Below are 15,345 nucleotides of genomic sequence, written 5' to 3'. Positions count from 1 at the left end.
TCCCCTAGCGCCGCGCGATGCCGCCGACGGCATCGTGCCGTGGAATCGCGGCCGCGATGCCGGGCGCGGTGCTTTCCCGGTGCATCATTTCGGCCAGTGCCCGCGCAGCGCATGCCAGCGAGCCATCGAAATAGTCGCGACTGATGCGGCGCAAGGCCGCTTCGCGCGCGAGGCGGCAGGGGCGCACCGCGCTATAGAGAAATTTCCGCCCGACCTTGTGTCGCCGGATCATGCCCTTCGCCGCGATCCGCTGCAGCATGGAGCGCACCGCGGCATTGCTGAGCGGATCGGAGAGCGCCCGGCAGATGTCGTCGGCGCTCGCCTCGCCTTTCGCATAGATGATCTCCGCGACCTCGCGCTCCCGCCTGGGCAATCGGTGAATCATGTTCGGCTCCGACCAATTCCGGAGGCGAGGGTAGGAGGATCATGCCGGTTCCGGCATGATCGCTGTTGCGAAAGGGCTGATCGATCTTGCGAATTCGCAAGGCAATCCTGCTACATTTGTAGCCAGTCATGCGCGGTTCATATTCGCGCCGGCAAGGTGATGTATCGAAATAACACACAGGTTAAAATGTCGAGCTCTTTCACGATCATGGATCAACATCTCGAGGCGCCTCGTACGCCGAGCGATGTCGGCAAGCTCGTGCTGTCGCGACTCAAGGGCGGCAGCTCGCCGCTTGGCGCGAGGAATCCGTCGCTGAAGATCGTGCTGGAAGGCGAGTGCCGCTACGAGGTGGACGGGGCGATGCTGCGGGTGCGGCCGGGCCAGTTCCTCTATCTGGACAGCGGGGCCAATTGCATCGCTTCCCATCGCGGCGACATGACGGGGATGTGCGTGATCCTGCCCGCGCGCGGGGAGCCCGGGGTCGCGGGAAGCGGCCATGCGCATCTGCTTGGGCGCTCGCTCGTCCTGTCGACCCGCACCAGCGGCATGGGCCGCGTGCTGGAGGAATATGGCCGCCGGATCGCGCGCGATCCGCGGCTTGGCCATCGCCTCGCCGACAATCTGGTGCGCACCGTCACCGCCGCGATCGAAAGCCCCCTGCACGAGAGCCAGGCCGCGATGGCCCGGCTGACCGCCGTGAAGGTGTCCACCCGACGGACTTTGTTCCAGCGGCTGGAACGTGCCCGCGGCCATCTTCACGAGAATGACGACCGCAGCGTGGCGCTGGGCGAACTGGCCTCCGTCGCCGGCCTCTCGCAATTCCACCTTGCCCGTTATTTCAAACTGGCCTTCGGCGAGGCGCCGATCGCCTATCACCGCAAGCTGCGGCTGGAGCGCGCCGCGACGCTGCTGATCTCGGACAATCACTCGCTGATCGAGATCGCGGATCTGACCGGTTATTCCGACGAGGTCGCGCTCAGCCACGCCTTCCGTCGCCATTACGGCAAGCCGCCCCAGCTCTGGGCGACGGAACGCCGCCGGGGCTGAGGCCTCAGACCGGGATTTCAGTGGTGTACTTCACCTGGCGCAGCGCGAAATTGCTGGCGGCGTTGGCGACGCTGGGATGGGCGAGCACGCCCTGGCGGATGAAGCGGTCGTAATCGGCCACGTCCTTGACCGCGATGCGCAGCAGATAGTCCCACTCCCCCGACATGGCATAGCATTCGACGATCTCCTCGCGCCCGGCGATGAACCGTTCGAACTCGTCGCGCGCGTCCATCGTCTGGCGGGTCATCCGCACCTGGCACATCACATTGACGCTGCGCCCCAGCCGCTCCGCGCTGGCGAGGCGAACGGAGGGGCCGAGCACCTGCTCCTTCTCGAGATTGCGCACCCGGCGCCAGACCGAGGCGGCCGAGGCGCCGACCGTCTCGGCCAGGGCGGCGTGGCTGAGGCTCGCATCGCGCTGAAGCGCGCGAACGATGCGGCGGTCCACCGCATCCATGTGAAATTCTTCCATCATAAAACTGCATTATCATGAAATGAACATTTCATACAATCGCGCTTTCGCATCAAATTTGACAAGCCTTTGCGCGCTCCTCCGGCTAGGTTAGACCGCTGGCCATGGAGGCGTGCATGGAACAGGGGGTCATGGTGGGCGAACGGCCGACATTGCTGAGCCGGCTGGAGGAACAGCCGGCCGACGCGCTGCTTGCGCTGATCGCGCTCGCCAGGGCCGATCCGCGCCCGGGCAAGATCGACGTCGGCGTCGGCGTCTATCGCGACAGCGCCGGCGGCACGCCGATCCTGCGCGCGGTCAAGGCGGCCGAGCGCATCCTGTGGGAAACGCAGGACACCAAATCCTATCTGGGCTCGCAGGGCGATCCGCGCTTCGTCGAGCTGATCAAGCCGATCGTGTTCGGCGCGGACGCGGTGGGCGACGAGCGCATCGTCGGCGTGCAGACGCCGGGCGGCTGCGGCGCGCTGCGGCTGGGCGCCGATTTGATCGTCAAGGCCGATCCATCGGCGCGCATCCTGGTCGGCACGCCGACCTGGCCCAATCACGAGCCGCTGATCGGTGCCGCCGGCGTCGCGATGGTCGATTATCCCTATTACGACAAGGCGGCGACCAGCATCCTGTTCGACGCGATGGCCGACGCGCTTAATGGCGCGAAGGCGGGCGATCTCGTCCTGCTGCACGGCTGCTGCCACAATCCGACCGGCGCTGACCTCGATCTCGATCAGTGGAAAGCGGTCGCCGACATCGTCGCCAGGCGCGGGCTGATCCCCTTCATCGACATCGCCTATCAGGGGCTGGGCGACGGGCTGGAGGCCGACGCGGCGGGCACGAGACTGGTCGTCGAGGCCGCCGAGCAGGCGATCGTGGCGCAGAGCTGCGACAAGAATTTCGGCTGCTACCGCGACCGGCTCGGTAGCCTGTTCGTGAAGATGCCGACCGCGGCGGGCGCGCAGAAGGTGCTGGGCAATCTGCTCGGCCTGGCGCGGACCATGTGGTCGATGCCGCCCGATCATATGGCGGCGGCGGTGCGGATCATCCTCGATGACGCCGACCTCGCCGCCGACTGGCGCGCGCAGCTCGTCGAGATGGGTGCGCGCATCCGCTCGCTGCGCGACCGGCTCGCCGCCTTCGATCCGCGCCTGGCCTATATCGCCGGGCAGAAGGGCATGTTCTCGATGCTGCCCATCTCGCCGCAGCAGGTGCTGAACCTGCGCGAGAAGCACGGCATCTACATGGCCGGCTCCGGCCGCTTCAACGTCGTGGGGCTGTCGGACGGCAATGTCGATCATTTCGCCGCCGCGGTCGTCGGGGAGCTCGATGGCTGAGGCCCTCGCCAGTCGCAAACCGCCGGGCCGGGCCAATGCGCCCGACCCCGCCTTCGACTGGCGGCGCATCGCGCATCTCGTCCAGGTCAGCCGGGCGATGGATCGGCTCGAGGAGGAGCGGCTCGTCCCGGAGCGCAAGGTCCTCTACCAGTTCAGCGCGCGCGGGCACGACATGGCGCAGGTCATGCTGGGCAGCCGCCTGTCCCACGCCCATGACGGCGCCTGCGGCTATTACCGCTCGCGCCCGCTGCTGCTCTCGCTCGGCGTGCCGCTCGCCGACGCATTGGGCTCCGGCATGGGCCGGGAAGGGGGCTATTCGGACGGCCGCGACATCGGCGTGGTGTTCAACTATCCGAACCCGAACGGCTGCCCGGCCTTGCCGATGTGCGGCGGGGTCGGCGCGCAATATACGCCGACCGCCGGCTGGGCGCAGGCGATCACCTATTATCGCGACGTGCTGGGCGATCCGGCCTATCGGGGCGCGATCGCGGTGGTGCTGGGCGGCGACGCCTCCTGCGCCACCAACGGTTTCTGGGCGGCGCTCACCATCGCCACGACGCAGAAGCTGCCGATGCTCTTCTATGTCGAGGACAATCAATACGGCATTTCGGTGCCGTCCACCTTCCAGACGCCGGGCGGCGACATCGCGCGCAATCTTGGCAGCTTCCGGAATCTGAAGATCGTCTCCGGCGACGGCACCGAGCCGGCCGAGGCGGCGCGGCTGATCGCCGAGGCGAGCGAGCATGTGCGGAACGGGCAGGGGCCGGCCTTGTTGCGCCTTACCGTGCCGCGCCTGCAGGGGCACAGTTTCCAGGACACGCAGACCTACAAGGACGAGGATTTCGTGAAGTCCGAATGGGCACGCGATCCGCTGCCGAAGCTGAAGTCGTACCTCGTCGGATCGGTGATGGACGAGGCCGAATGGGACGCGATCGCCGCCGCCGCCGAAGCCGAGGTGGGCAAGGCGCGAGATGAGGCGGAGGCGCGCGGCGTCTCCGATCCGGAAAGCGTCACCTCCCACGTCTTCTTCGAAGGCGACATGCAGCTTATGGGCGGGCAATGGGCGCATGGCTACCAGCCGCCAGAGGCGACGGACGCCCCCCGGCCGGAGGGCCAGCGCATCAACATGGTGACGGCGATCCGCCGCACGCTCGATCAGGAGCTGGCGGCCAACCCGCGCATGCTGCTGTTCGGCGAGGATATCGGGCCGAAGGGCGGCGTCCATGCGGTGACGCTCGGCCTGCAGGACAAATATGGCGCGGCGCGGGTGTTCGACACCAGCCTCAGCGAGGAGGGGATCATCGGCCGCGCCGTCGGCCTGGCGCTGGCCGGGCTGCTGCCGGTGCCCGAAATCCAGTTCCGCAAATATGCCGAGCCGGCGCTGGAGCAGATCAACGATTGCGGCACGATGCGCTGGCGCACCCACAACCGCTTCGCCGCGCCGATGGTGCTGCGCATGCCGGTCGGCTTCTTCAAATGCGGCGATCCCTGGCACAGCCAGACCAACGAGGTGCAGTTCGTCCACAATCCCGGCTGGCGCGTCGCGGCGCCGAGCAATGCCGAGGACGCGGTGGGCCTGCTGCGCGCGGCGCTGCGCGGCAACGATCCCACCGTCTTCTTCGAGCATCGCGCGATGCTGGACGATGTGTGGGCGCGCCGGCCCTGGCCGGGCGACGATTTCGTCCTGCCCTTCGGCAAGGCGCGGAAGACGCGCGAGGGCGATGCGATCACGATCGTCACCTGGGGCGCGATGGTGCCGCGCTGCGAGGAAGCGGCGAAGCATGTGTCGGCGGACGTCATCGACCTGCGCACGCTTATGCCGTGGGACAGGGAGATGGTGCTGGAATCGGTCGCGCGCACCCGCCGCTGCCTGATCGTGCACGAGGATCTGCGCACCGGCGGCTTCGGCGCGGAGATCGCTGCCGTGGTCGCCGACGAGGCTTTCCTCGACCTCGACGCGCCGGTCGCCCGCGTGACGATGCCGGACATTCCGAGCCCCCACAATCCGGCTTTGCTGGAATGGGCGGTGCCCTCGGTCGATCGCATCCGCGCCAAGATCGACGAGCTGGTGGGTTTCTAGGCCATGATCGACGTGCTGATGCCGATGGAGCAGGAAGGCACCAAGGCGGTCGTGCGCGCCTGGCTGAAGCAGGTGGGCGAGCGGGTCGAGGAGAACGACCCGCTGGTCGAGCTGGAGACCGACAAGGTCGCGATGGAGGTCCCCGCGCCGGCCTCCGGCGTGCTGGCCGAGATCGTGCTGGCGGGCGATGCCGAGGCGGTGCCGGGGGCGGTGCTGGGGCGGATCGATCCGGGCGGTGACGTTTCAATCGAAGCGCAACAACCTCCGTTCGGGCTGAGCCTGTCGAAACCCCATTCTTCTCTTTCGGCTGTGGAAGCAAAAGGCAGGGCTTCGACAGGCTCAGCCCGAACGGGTGGTGGGGAAACGCGCCTCTCCCCCTCGGTGAAGCGCGCGCTGCGCCAGCATAAGCTCGAACCCTCGGCGATCGAAGGCACGGGCCGCGACGGGCGGATCACCCGCGCCGACGTGGACCGTGCCGTCGAGGGCGGCGTCAAGGTGCCGGTCGAGGGCGTCGTCCCGGCCGCCACGGGAGATATCCGCTCCCATTTCGTGCCGCACGACCGGATGCGCCTCGCCATCGCGCGCAACATGCAGCGTTCGCTGCAGGAGGCGCCGCATGTGACGGCGGTGTTCGAGGCGGATTTCAGCGCCATCGCCGCCCACCGCGCCGCGCACAAGCACGCCTGGGCGAAGAAGGGCGTGAAGCTGACCTACACCGCCTATCTGGTCGCCGCCGCGGCCGAGGCGATGAAGGTCGCGCCGGCGATCAACAGCCGCTGGCACGACGACCGGCTGGAGCTGTACGACGACATCGATATCGGCGTCGGCACGGCTTTGGGCGACAAGGGGCTGATCGTTCCGGTGCTGCGCAAGGTGCAGCAGCTCAACCTGAAAGGCATCGCCGCCGGGCTGGATGTGCTGGTCGAGAAGGCGCGCAAGGAGAAGCTCACCGCCGCCGATGTGAAGGGCGGCACCTTCACCATCTCCAATCACGGCGTTTCCGGCTCGCTCTTCGCCGCGCCGATCATCCTCAACGGGCCGCAATCGGCGATCCTGGGCGTCGGCAAGCTGGAGAAGCGCGTCGTGGTGCGCGAGGTCGGCGGGGTGGACGCAATCCAGATCCGGCCGATGGCTTATGTCAGCCTCACCATCGACCATCGCGTGGTGGACGGCCACCAGACCAACGCCTGGCTCAGCCGCTTCGTCGAGCTGCTGGAGGGCTGGCCGATCGACTAGCGGCGGACGGTGCGCCCGTCGGTTTCCAGCAGAACGCTGAACGCGAGGGCGGCGAAGGCCAGCGCCTTCAGCACCGCCGCGACCGCGTGTCCGCTCTCCCATTGCGCGCGCACCGCCTCGAAATCGGCCGGCACCGCGCCGCGCGGCCAGGCGGCCATGGCTTCGTTCATCGGCTGCACGGTCACGAACCACCAGGCCAGGGCAGCCGTGAGCAGCAATGCCGCGGCGAGCGACATCGTCATCACGGGCCCGCGCCGTCGCACGAGATAGGCGACCAGGGCGGCCGCAAGCACCGCCAGCGGATCGACGATCATGGTGACGAGCCCGATCAGGGCAGCCTGGCCGCCGCCGGCCATGGCGCCGATCCACAATTCCGGCGTCCAGGCCATGCGGGGCCCAGACGCCAGCATGTAGGCGAAGGACAGGCCGAAGGTGAGTGCGGCGAGAATGAGGGCCGAAAAGCGGATGACGAACAGCATGTGCGCCTCCCCGTTGATCGCGATCAACGGCCCATCTTACGCCCGGTTCCGCGCAATGCCAAATAAGCTCAGCGCGTCTGTAGAACCTCGATCTCGTAAAGGCGCGGCCAGTTCTTGCCGGTGACGAACAGGCGGCGGCGTTCGGCGTCCCAGGCGATGCCGTTGACCACGTCGTCGGTGCGGCCGCTCGCCGCCTCGGCGTGGAGCGGGCTTAGATCGATCCAGCCTTTGACGTGACCGGTTTCCGGGTCGATCCGCGCGATCATCGTCGAGAGCCAGACATTGGCGTAGATCTCGCCGTCCACCCATTCCAGCTCGTTGAGGCGCATGACCGGCGCGCCGGCGTCGGTGACGTCGAGGCGGCGGCGCTCCGCCAGCGTTTCGGGGTCGAGGAAGCGGAGCTGGTCGGTGCCGTCGCTCATGATGATGTCGCGGCCGTTCTGGGTCAGGCCCCAGCCTTCGCCGGCATAGCGCCATTCGCCGCGCCGTTCGAACGTGCGCAGGTCCCAGCGAAAGCCGATCTGGTCCTGCCAGGTGAGCGAGACGATCTCGTCGCCCCAGTTCACGATCCCCTCGCCGAACAGGTTCGACGGAATGTGGATCGACTGGAGCACCCGGCCCGTCTCCAGCTCGACCCGGCGGATCGTCGACTGACCGATATGACCGGTGCTCTCGTAGAGATGGCCGTCCAGCCAGAATAGCCCCTGCGTGAACGCGGCGCGATCGTGCGGGAAGACGTTGACGACGCGATAGCCCTGGATCGGCGCGGGCGAGGCGGCGGCGGCCTCGACCGGCGCCTGGCTCTGAGCGGCCGGCGCGGTCGCCTGCCCGCAGGCGGCGAGGGCGAGGAGGGGAAGGAACAGGAAGCGCATCGCGCCGCGATACATCAGGGCGCGTTCATCGTCATCAGTTCGTAGGTCGCGACCGGTTCGTCCTTCTGGTTGAAGATTTCGACCGCCCAGCGCACCTCGCCCTTCTCGGCATCGCGCACGCTCTTCGATTTCACGGTCAACTCCACCCGCATGGAATCACCCGGATAGAGCGGCGTCTGGAAGCGCAGCGTCTCCAGCCCGGTATTGGCGAGGACGGGGCCCGGATCGGGATCGACGAACAGGCCGGCGGCGAAGGAAAGGATCAGATAGCCGTGCGCGACGCGGCCGTCGAAGATCGGATTCGCCTTCGCCGCTTCCTCGTCCATGTGAGCGTAGAAGGTGTCGCCGGTGAAATGGGCGAAATGCTCGATATCCTCGAGCGTGACGGTGCGGCTCGCCGTCTTCAGCGTGTAGCCGATGTCGAGTTCGGAGATGCGCTTGCGGAAGGGGTGGATGTCGCCGGTCGGCTTCTCCGCGCCCGGCAGCCACTGGCCGACGATCTTCGACAGCACTTCCGGCCCGCCCTGGAGCGCGGTGCGCTGCATATAATGCTTCACGCCGCGCACGCCGCCCATCTCCTCGCCGCCGCCGGCCCGGCCGGGACCGCCATGGACGAGGACGGGGAGGGGGGAGCCGTGGCCGGTCGATTCCTTGGCGGAGGTGCGGTCGAGGATCACCATCCGGCCATGATAGGCGCCGGCGCCCAGCACGAAGTCGCGCGCCGCATCGCTGTCATGGGTGAAGAGCGACAGCGCGAGGCTGCCCATGCCGCGATTGGCAAGGGCGATGGCGTCGTCGAGATCGCGGTACGGCATCAGCGTCGAGACCGGTCCGAACGCCTCCACGTCGTGCACCGCCGCCGCGCCCCAGGGCTCGTCCGAGCGCAGCAGGATGGGGGAGATGAAGGCGCCGTCGCCCGGCACCGGATCGGCGTCGGGGTCGCCCGCGACGATCCGCGCCGACTTCGCCAGCTCCGCCACCGCTGCGCGCACCGCGTCGCGCTGGGCGAGGCTGGCCAGCGCGCCCATCTGCGTGCTTTCCTCGCGCGGATCGCCGATGCGTATTTTCGCCAGCCGGTCTGCCAGCGCCTGCTGCACCGCGTCGAGATGCGCGGCGGGTGCCATGGCGCGGCGGATGGCGGTGCATTTCTGCCCCGCCTTCGTCGTCATCTCGCGCGCGACCTCCTTCACGAACAGGTCGAATTCCGGCGTGCCGGGTCCGGCGTCCGGGCCGAGGATCGAGGCGTTGAGGCTGTCGCGCTCCGCGACGAAGCGCACGCTCTCGCGGCCGATCACCGGATGGGATTGCAGCTTCATCGCGGTCGCGGCGGAGCCGGTGAAGCTCACCACGTCCTGGCAGGTCAGCGGATCGAGCAGGTCGCCCGGAATGCCGACCAGCAGCTGGATCGCGCCCGGCGGCAGCACGCCCGCTTCGATCATGATCCGGAACGCCGCTTCGGTCAGATAGCCGGTCTGGCTGGCCGGCTTCACGATCGCCGGAACACCGGCGAGCAATGTGGGGGCGAGCTTCTCCAGCATGCCCCAGACGGGAAAGTTGAAGGCGTTGATGTGGACGGCCACGCCCTGCAATGGCGTGAAGACATGCTGGCCGACGAAGCTGCCGCCCTTGGACAGCGGCTCCATCGCCCCGTCCACCAGCACATGGCCGTTCGGCAGCTCGCGCCGGCCCTTGGACGAGAAGGAATAGAGCGTCCCCGCGCCGCCCTCGATGTCGATCCACGAATCGCTGCGCGTCGCACCGGTGGCGAAGGAAAGCTCGTACAGCTCCTCCTTTTTCGCCATGATCGCATTGCCGAGCGCCTTCAGCATATGGGCGCGCTCGTGGAAGGTCAGCTTGCGCAAGGCGGGGCCGCCGACCTTGCGGGCATGGTCCAGCATTCCGGTATAATCGAGCCCCGCCGCACCGGTCTGCGCCACCACCTCGCCGTTGACCGCGCTGCGGACTTCTTCCAGATCGCCCATGCCCGGCACCCACTGGCCGGCGGCGTAGTTCAGGAGTTTCAGCGTTTTCATTTGTCCATCCTCTCCGCCGTCATTGCGAGGAGCATAGCGACGAAGCAATCCAGCGGGCCTCGGGCGTTGTTCTGGATTGCTTCGCTTCGCTCGCAATGACGGTCTTTGATCACTTCCCCGTGAAATTCGGCTTCCGCTTTTCCATGAAGGCCGCCACGCCCTCGCGATAATCTTCGGAAAAGCCGAGCTCGCGCATCGCGTCGCGCTGGCGGTCGAGCTCCACGTCCAGAGTCTGGTGCCAGCTTTCGCGGATCATCTGCTTGATCTTCGCCAGACCCCGCGTAGGCCCGGCGGCGAAACGCTGGGCGAGCGCGTCCACTTCGGCATCGAGCTGGTCGTCCTCCACCGCCTTCCAGATCAGCCCCCATTCGGCGGCGCGTTCGGCCTCCAGCGGTTCGCCGGTCAGCGCCAGGCCCAGCGCGCGGGCCTGCCCGACCAGCCGGGGCAGCACCCAGGTGCCGCCGCTGTCGGGAATGAGGCCGATCGTGGCGAAGCTCTGAATGAACTTGGCGCTTTTCGCCGCGATCACGATGTCGCAGGCCAGCGCGATATTCGCCCCCGCGCCCGCCGCCACGCCGTTCACCCGCGCGATGACGGGGATGGGCAGCGACGTCAGCCGGCGGATCAGCGGATTGTACCTGACCTCCACCGACTCGCCGAGATCGACCGCCTCGCCCGGCGCCACCGCCCGGTCGTTCAGGTCCTGCCCCGCGCAGAAGCCGCGCCCCGCGCCGGTCAGCACCAGGGTCCGCGCGTCATCCAGCCGGCCTAGCGCGTCGGCCGCTTCCTCGTGCATCTGCACGGTGAAGCTGTTCAGCCGATCCGGACGGTTCAGCGTCAGGCGGGCGATGCCGTCCGCCAGCTTGAAGTCGATCGTTTCGTAAGCCATGGCCGCTGTTCATGAGCGCAAACGAACTGGCGGACAAGGTCGCCCGCGCGATGCTGGCGGCGGAAGGCACCGGCCCGGCCTGGGGCGTGGCGATCGAGGAAGCGCGCGAGGGCTATGCGCGCATCCGCATGACTTTGCGGGCGGACATGCTGAACGGCCATGGCATCGCCCATGGCGGCATGGTCTTCGCGCTGGCCGACACCGCCTTCGCCTATGCCTGTAACAGCCGCAACGTCCGCACCGTCGCGGCGCAGGCCTCGATCGTGTTCCTCGACGCGGCGCGCGAGGGCGAGACGCTGATCGCCGAAGCGCGCGAGGCGGCGACGGCGGGGCGCTCCGGCGTCTATCAGGTGAGCGTGCGCGGGGCTGACGGGCGCGCCATCGCGGAATTTCAGGGCTATAGCCGCACGCTTGGCGGCGAGGTGATTGCTCCTTGACCGTCATTGCGAGGAGCGTAGCGACGAAGCAATCCAGGTGGCGTAGGAAGCTGGATTGCTTCGCTGCGCTCGCAATGACGTGAAGGGAGCGATATGACCCAGGCCTATATCTGCGATGCGATCCGCACGCCTATCGGGCGCTATGGCGGCAGCCTGTCCTCGGTCCGGGCCGACGATCTGGCGGCGCATCCGATCCGGGCGCTGATCGAACGCAATCCGAAGGTGGACTGGGCGGCCGTTGAGGACGTGATCTACGGCTGCGCCAATCAGGCGGGCGAGGACAATCGCAACGTCGCGCGCATGGCGGGGCTGCTCGCCGGTCTGCCCGACACGGCGGGCGGCGTGACGCTGAACCGTTTATGCGGCTCCGGCCTCGACGCGGTGGCGATGGCGGCGCGCACGGTCCGGGCCGGGGAGGGGGACCTCCTCATCGCCGGCGGCGTCGAGAGCATGAGCCGCGCGCCCTTCGTCGTCGCCAAGGCGGCCAGCGCGTTCGATCGCAAGGCGGAGATGTACGACACCACGATCGGCTGGCGCTTCGTCAACAAGCTGATGAAGGCCGGGTTCGGCGTGGATTCGATGCCGGAGACCGCCGAGAATGTCGCCGGGGAGTTCGGCGTCAGCCGCGAGGATCAGGACAAGTTCGCCGCAGAAAGCCAGCGCCGCGCCGCCGCCGCGCAGGCCAATGGCCGGCTCGCCGCCGAGATCGCGCCGGTGTCGATCCCGCAGCGCAAGGGCGATCCCCTCGTCGTCGATCGCGACGAGCATCCGCGCGAGACCAGCGCCGAGGCGCTCGGCAAGCTGAAGCCGATCGTGAAGGAAGGCGGCACGATCACCGCCGGCAATGCGTCCGGCGTCAATGACGGTGCCGCCGCCCTGATCGTCGCTTCGGAGGAGGCCGCGAAGGCCAACGGCCTCACTCCGCGCGCCCGCATCCTCGGCGCCGCCGTCGCCGGGGTGCCGCCGCGCATCATGGGCATCGGCCCGGCGCCGGCCAGTGAGAAGCTGCTCGCCCGGCTGGGCCTGACCATCGGCGACATGGACGTGGTCGAACTGAACGAGGCCTTCGCCGCCCAGGGCCTCGCCGTGATGCGCCGCCTCGGCCTCGCCGACGACGCGCCGCACGTGAACCCGAACGGCGGCGCCATCGCGCTCGGCCACCCGCTCGGCATGTCCGGCGCCCGCCTCGCGTTGACCGCGACGGAGGAGTTGCACCGCACCGGCGGCCGCTATGCGCTGTGCACCATGTGCATCGGCGTGGGGCAGGGGATCGCGCTGGTGATCGAGCGGGTGTGATGTGCCTCTCGTCGTCATTGCGAGGAGCGTAGCGACGCGGCAACCCGGTGGGCTTCGGAGGCTGCGCTGGATTGCTTCGCTCCGCTCGCAATGACAGATTAAGCGATTCATTGACCGATCGGTCGATTAATGGTAGGAACCAAGCTCAGGAGGCTGCATGTACACCACCGAGCTGAGCAAGACGAAGCGGGTCGAGGCGATCGAGGATCCGGACAGGCTCGCCGCGTTCGAGGCGCGGGTCGCCGCGGACGAGTTCATCGAGCCGAAGGACTGGATGCCGGAGGCCTATCGGCGCACGCTGACCCGGCAGATCAGCCAGCACGCGCACAGCGAGATCGTCGGCATGCTGCCGGAGGGCAACTGGATCACGCGGGCGCCGTCGCTCAGGCGCAAGGCGATCCTGCTCGCCAAGGTGCAGGACGAGGCGGGACACGGCCTCTATCTCTATTCGGCCGCCGAGACATTGGGCACGAGCCGGGAGGAGATGATCGAGGCGCTGCATTCCGGCAAGGCCAAGTACAGCACCATCTTCAACTACCCGACGCTGACCTGGGCGGATATCGGCGCAATCGGCTGGCTGGTGGACGGCGCGGCGATCATGAACCAGGTGCCGCTCCAGCGCACCTCTTACGGCCCCTATGCCCGCGCGATGGTGCGCGTGTGCAAGGAGGAGAGCTTTCACCAGCGCCAGGGCTATGAGATCATGATGCATCTCGCCGCCGGCACGGCGGAGCAGAAGCGGATGGCGCAGGATGCGCTGAACCGCTGGTGGTGGCCCTCGCTGATGATGTTCGGCCCGACCGACGACAATAGTCCCAACACCGCCCAGTCGATGCGCTGGCGGATCAAGCGCGACACCAATGACGAGCTGCGCCAGAAATTCGTCGACATCACCAAGCCGCAGGCCGACGCGATCGGCCTTTCCGTCCCCGATCCCGATCTCAAATGGAACGAGGCGAAGGGCGGCTACGATTTCGGCGCGGTGGACTGGGAGGAATTCTACGCCGTGGTGCGCGGCGAGGGGCCGGTCGCCAAGGAGCGGATGAAGGCCCGCCGCGAGGCGTGGGAAGACGGCGCCTGGGTTCGCGAGGCCGCCGTCGCTCATGCCGAGAAGCGCGCGGCGAGGCAGGCGGCGTGAGCAAGGACTGGCCGCTCTGGGAAGTGTTCGTGCGCGCGAAGGGCGGCATGTCGCATCGGCATGTCGGCTCCGTCCACGCGCCGGATGCCGAGATAGCGCTGCGCCACGCCCGCGACACCTATACGCGGCGGCAGGAGGGGGTGAGCCTCTGGGTCATCCCGTCCGCCGCGATCGTCGCGTCCGATCCGTCGGATGACGCCGCGATGTTCGATCCCGCCGCCGACAAGGTCTATCGCCACCCGACCTTCTACGACATCCCGGATGGGATCACGCACATTTGATGGCTGGCACCGAAACTTCACCCGTTCGCCCTGAGTTTGTCGAAGGGCTGTCCTGCCTTGAGGCAGAAGAGAAGGGCAGGGCTTCGACAAGCTCAGCCCGAACGGATGCAGTGCTGTTCGACACTCTCCTGCGCCTCGGCGACGACAGCCTGATCATGGGGCAAAGGCTCGGTGAATGGTGCGGACATGCGCCCAGCGTCGAGGTCGATCTCAGCCTCGCGAACATGGGCCTCGACCTGATCGGGCAGGCGACGCATTTCCTGAACGCCGCCGGCGCCGCCGAAGGGCAGGGGCGGGACGGCGATGCGCTCGCCTTCCGGCGCGACGTGCTGGATTTCCGCAATTGCTGGCTGGTCGAACAGCCGAACGGCGATTTCGCCCAGACGATGGCGCGGCAATTCCTCTTTTCGACCTGGCAGCAATTGCTGTTCGAACGGCTGAGCGGCTCCAGCGACGAGACCATCGCCGCGATCGCCGCCAAGGCGGTGAAGGAAGTCACCTATCATGCCGAGCTGGCGGCCGAATGGGTGATCCGCCTGGGCGACGGCACCGAGGAGAGCCGGAGCCGGATGGAGGCGGGGCTCGACTGGATGTGGCGTTTCGTGCCTGAGCTGTTCGAGATGGACGAGATCGCGACCGAAGCTGCCGCGCGCGGGATCGGCGCGGACGTCAGCGCCTTCCGCGCCGATTATGACGCCCGCATCGCCGCCGTGCTGGCGGAGGCGACGCTGGAAGCGCCCAAGGACCAGCGCCCCATTTTCGGCGGCCGGCGCGGCCATCATGGCGAGCATCTCGGCCATCTGCTGGCAGTGATGCAGTTCCTGCCCCGCACCTATCCGGACGCGACATGGTAGCCGCAGTCCAAATCCGTCACCCCGGCGAAGGCCGGGGTCCAGCCCGACAGGCTGAAGGGAGTCTGGACCCCGGCCTTCGCCGGGGTGACGAAATATGGCGCGTCCTCGACTCCGTCCCAGATCCGGAAATCCCGGTCGTCTCCATCGTCGATCTCGGCATCGTCCGCGACGTCTCGCCGGACCGCGTGGTGCTGACGCCGACCTATACCGGCTGCCCCGCCACCTTCGTTATCGAGACGATGGTCCGCGCCGCGCTCGACGAAGCGGGTTTCGCCGACGTCGCGATCGAGACCACGCTGTCGCCGCCCTGGACGACCGACTGGATCAGCGAGGCGGGCAGGGCCAAGCTCAAGGCCTATGGCATCGCGCCGCCCGTGCCCGCCGGCACGCGCGCGGTCGAATGCCCGCAATGCGGCTCCACCCAGACCGAGGAGGTCAGCCGCTTCGGCTCCACCCCCTGCAAGGCCCTGTGGCGCTGCCGCGCCTGCCTGGAGCCGTTCGACCTGTTCAAGTGCCATTGA

16 protein-coding genes are annotated in these 15,345 nt (G+C 67.9%); 10 read left to right on the top strand and 6 right to left on the bottom strand.

Annotated elements, in window-relative coordinates; genetic code table 11:
• Positions 1–4 precede the first annotated feature (4 nt).
• On the bottom strand, positions 5–385 hold the full coding sequence (locus KF780_10800) for a BlaI/MecI/CopY family transcriptional regulator (protein ID MBX3562286.1): 381 nt from the start codon (positions 383–385) through the stop codon (positions 5–7).
• A 207-nt stretch (positions 386–592) separates the two neighbouring features.
• On the opposite strand from KF780_10800, the gene KF780_10795 reads away from it, so the two are divergent.
• Entirely contained in the window at positions 593–1,432 is an 840-nt protein-coding gene (locus KF780_10795) for a helix-turn-helix transcriptional regulator (protein MBX3562285.1), read from the top strand.
• Between the two features lie 4 nt (positions 1,433–1,436).
• Here the strand turns inward: KF780_10795 and KF780_10790 are convergent, their stop codons facing one another.
• The gene (locus KF780_10790) at positions 1,437–1,907 is read right to left on the bottom strand and encodes an Lrp/AsnC family transcriptional regulator (protein MBX3562284.1); all 471 of its coding nucleotides are present in this window, start codon (positions 1,905–1,907) and stop codon (positions 1,437–1,439) included.
• Between the two features lie 128 nt (positions 1,908–2,035).
• Here KF780_10790 and KF780_10785 point away from each other — a divergent pair, with 128 nt between their 5' ends.
• Genes KF780_10785 through KF780_10775 form a run of 3 tightly spaced genes read left to right on the top strand, consistent with a single transcriptional unit; the run spans position 2,036 to position 6,545 of the window.
• The gene (locus KF780_10785) at positions 2,036–3,229 is read left to right on the top strand and encodes an aspartate/tyrosine/aromatic aminotransferase (protein ID MBX3562283.1); all 1,194 of its coding nucleotides are present in this window, start codon (positions 2,036–2,038) and stop codon (positions 3,227–3,229) included.
• Entirely contained in the window at positions 3,222–5,309 is a 2,088-nt protein-coding gene (locus KF780_10780; protein MBX3562282.1) for a pyruvate dehydrogenase, read from the top strand. Before KF780_10785 ends, KF780_10780 begins: the two co-directional genes overlap by 8 nt.
• 3 nt (positions 5,310–5,312) lie before the next feature.
• Positions 5,313–6,545 (top strand): 2-oxo acid dehydrogenase subunit E2, encoded by a 1,233-nt coding sequence (locus tag KF780_10775; protein MBX3562281.1) that lies wholly within the window; start codon positions 5,313–5,315, stop codon positions 6,543–6,545.
• On the opposite strand, the gene KF780_10770 is transcribed toward KF780_10775, so the two are convergent.
• The 4 genes from KF780_10770 to paaG form a co-directional block, all read right to left on the bottom strand.
• Complete coding sequence (locus tag KF780_10770; protein ID MBX3562280.1) at positions 6,542–7,051, bottom strand: hypothetical protein; 510 nt, start codon at positions 7,049–7,051, stop codon at positions 6,542–6,544. The two genes, KF780_10775 and KF780_10770, sit on opposite strands and share 4 nt — an antisense overlap.
• A gap of 41 nt (positions 7,052–7,092) precedes the next feature.
• Positions 7,093–7,896, bottom strand: coding sequence for a glutaminyl-peptide cyclotransferase (locus tag KF780_10765; GenBank protein ID MBX3562279.1), 804 nt, complete (start codon positions 7,894–7,896; stop codon positions 7,093–7,095).
• Positions 7,897–7,910: 14 nt separating this feature from the next.
• Positions 7,911–9,929, bottom strand: a complete 2,019-nt coding sequence (paaZ, locus tag KF780_10760) for a phenylacetic acid degradation bifunctional protein PaaZ (protein MBX3562278.1) — start codon at positions 9,927–9,929, stop codon at positions 7,911–7,913.
• Between the two features lie 109 nt (positions 9,930–10,038).
• Positions 10,039–10,818: a 2-(1,2-epoxy-1,2-dihydrophenyl)acetyl-CoA isomerase PaaG gene (gene paaG / locus KF780_10755; protein ID MBX3562277.1), complete on the bottom strand. Its 780-nt coding sequence runs from the start codon at positions 10,816–10,818 to the stop codon at positions 10,039–10,041.
• 11 nt (positions 10,819–10,829) lie between these two features.
• On the opposite strand from paaG, the gene paaI reads away from it, so the two are divergent.
• The 6 genes from paaI (at position 10,830) to paaJ (ending at position 15,345) form a co-directional block, all read left to right on the top strand.
• On the top strand, positions 10,830–11,255 hold the full coding sequence (gene paaI, locus KF780_10750; GenBank protein ID MBX3562276.1) for a hydroxyphenylacetyl-CoA thioesterase PaaI: 426 nt from the start codon (positions 10,830–10,832) through the stop codon (positions 11,253–11,255).
• Between the two features lie 93 nt (positions 11,256–11,348).
• Positions 11,349–12,551 (top strand): 3-oxoadipyl-CoA thiolase, encoded by a 1,203-nt coding sequence (gene pcaF, locus KF780_10745; GenBank protein ID MBX3562275.1) that lies wholly within the window; start codon positions 11,349–11,351, stop codon positions 12,549–12,551.
• A gap of 157 nt (positions 12,552–12,708) precedes the next feature.
• Complete coding sequence (paaA, locus tag KF780_10740; protein MBX3562274.1) at positions 12,709–13,689, top strand: 1,2-phenylacetyl-CoA epoxidase subunit A; 981 nt, start codon at positions 12,709–12,711, stop codon at positions 13,687–13,689.
• A complete protein-coding gene (paaB, locus tag KF780_10735; GenBank protein ID MBX3562273.1) occupies positions 13,686–13,970 on the top strand; it encodes a 1,2-phenylacetyl-CoA epoxidase subunit B in 285 nt (94 codons plus the stop codon). The genes paaA and paaB overlap by 4 nt, the downstream gene beginning before the upstream one ends.
• Positions 13,970–14,824 carry a phenylacetate-CoA oxygenase subunit PaaC gene (paaC, locus tag KF780_10730; protein ID MBX3562272.1) on the top strand — a complete coding sequence of 285 codons (855 nt, stop codon included), beginning with the start codon at positions 13,970–13,972 and terminating at the stop codon, positions 14,822–14,824. The genes paaB and paaC overlap by 1 nt, the downstream gene beginning before the upstream one ends.
• Positions 14,818–15,345 carry a phenylacetate-CoA oxygenase subunit PaaJ gene (gene paaJ, locus KF780_10725; protein ID MBX3562271.1) on the top strand — a complete coding sequence of 176 codons (528 nt, stop codon included), beginning with the start codon at positions 14,818–14,820 and terminating at the stop codon, positions 15,343–15,345. Before paaC ends, paaJ begins: the two co-directional genes overlap by 7 nt.

This window comes from Sphingomonas sp. (assembly GCA_019635535.1).
Classification (GTDB): domain Bacteria; phylum Pseudomonadota; class Alphaproteobacteria; order Sphingomonadales; family Sphingomonadaceae; genus Allosphingosinicella.
Note: the sequence above shows the minus strand (reverse complement) of the source record. Positions and strands in the feature narration are given on the sequence as shown.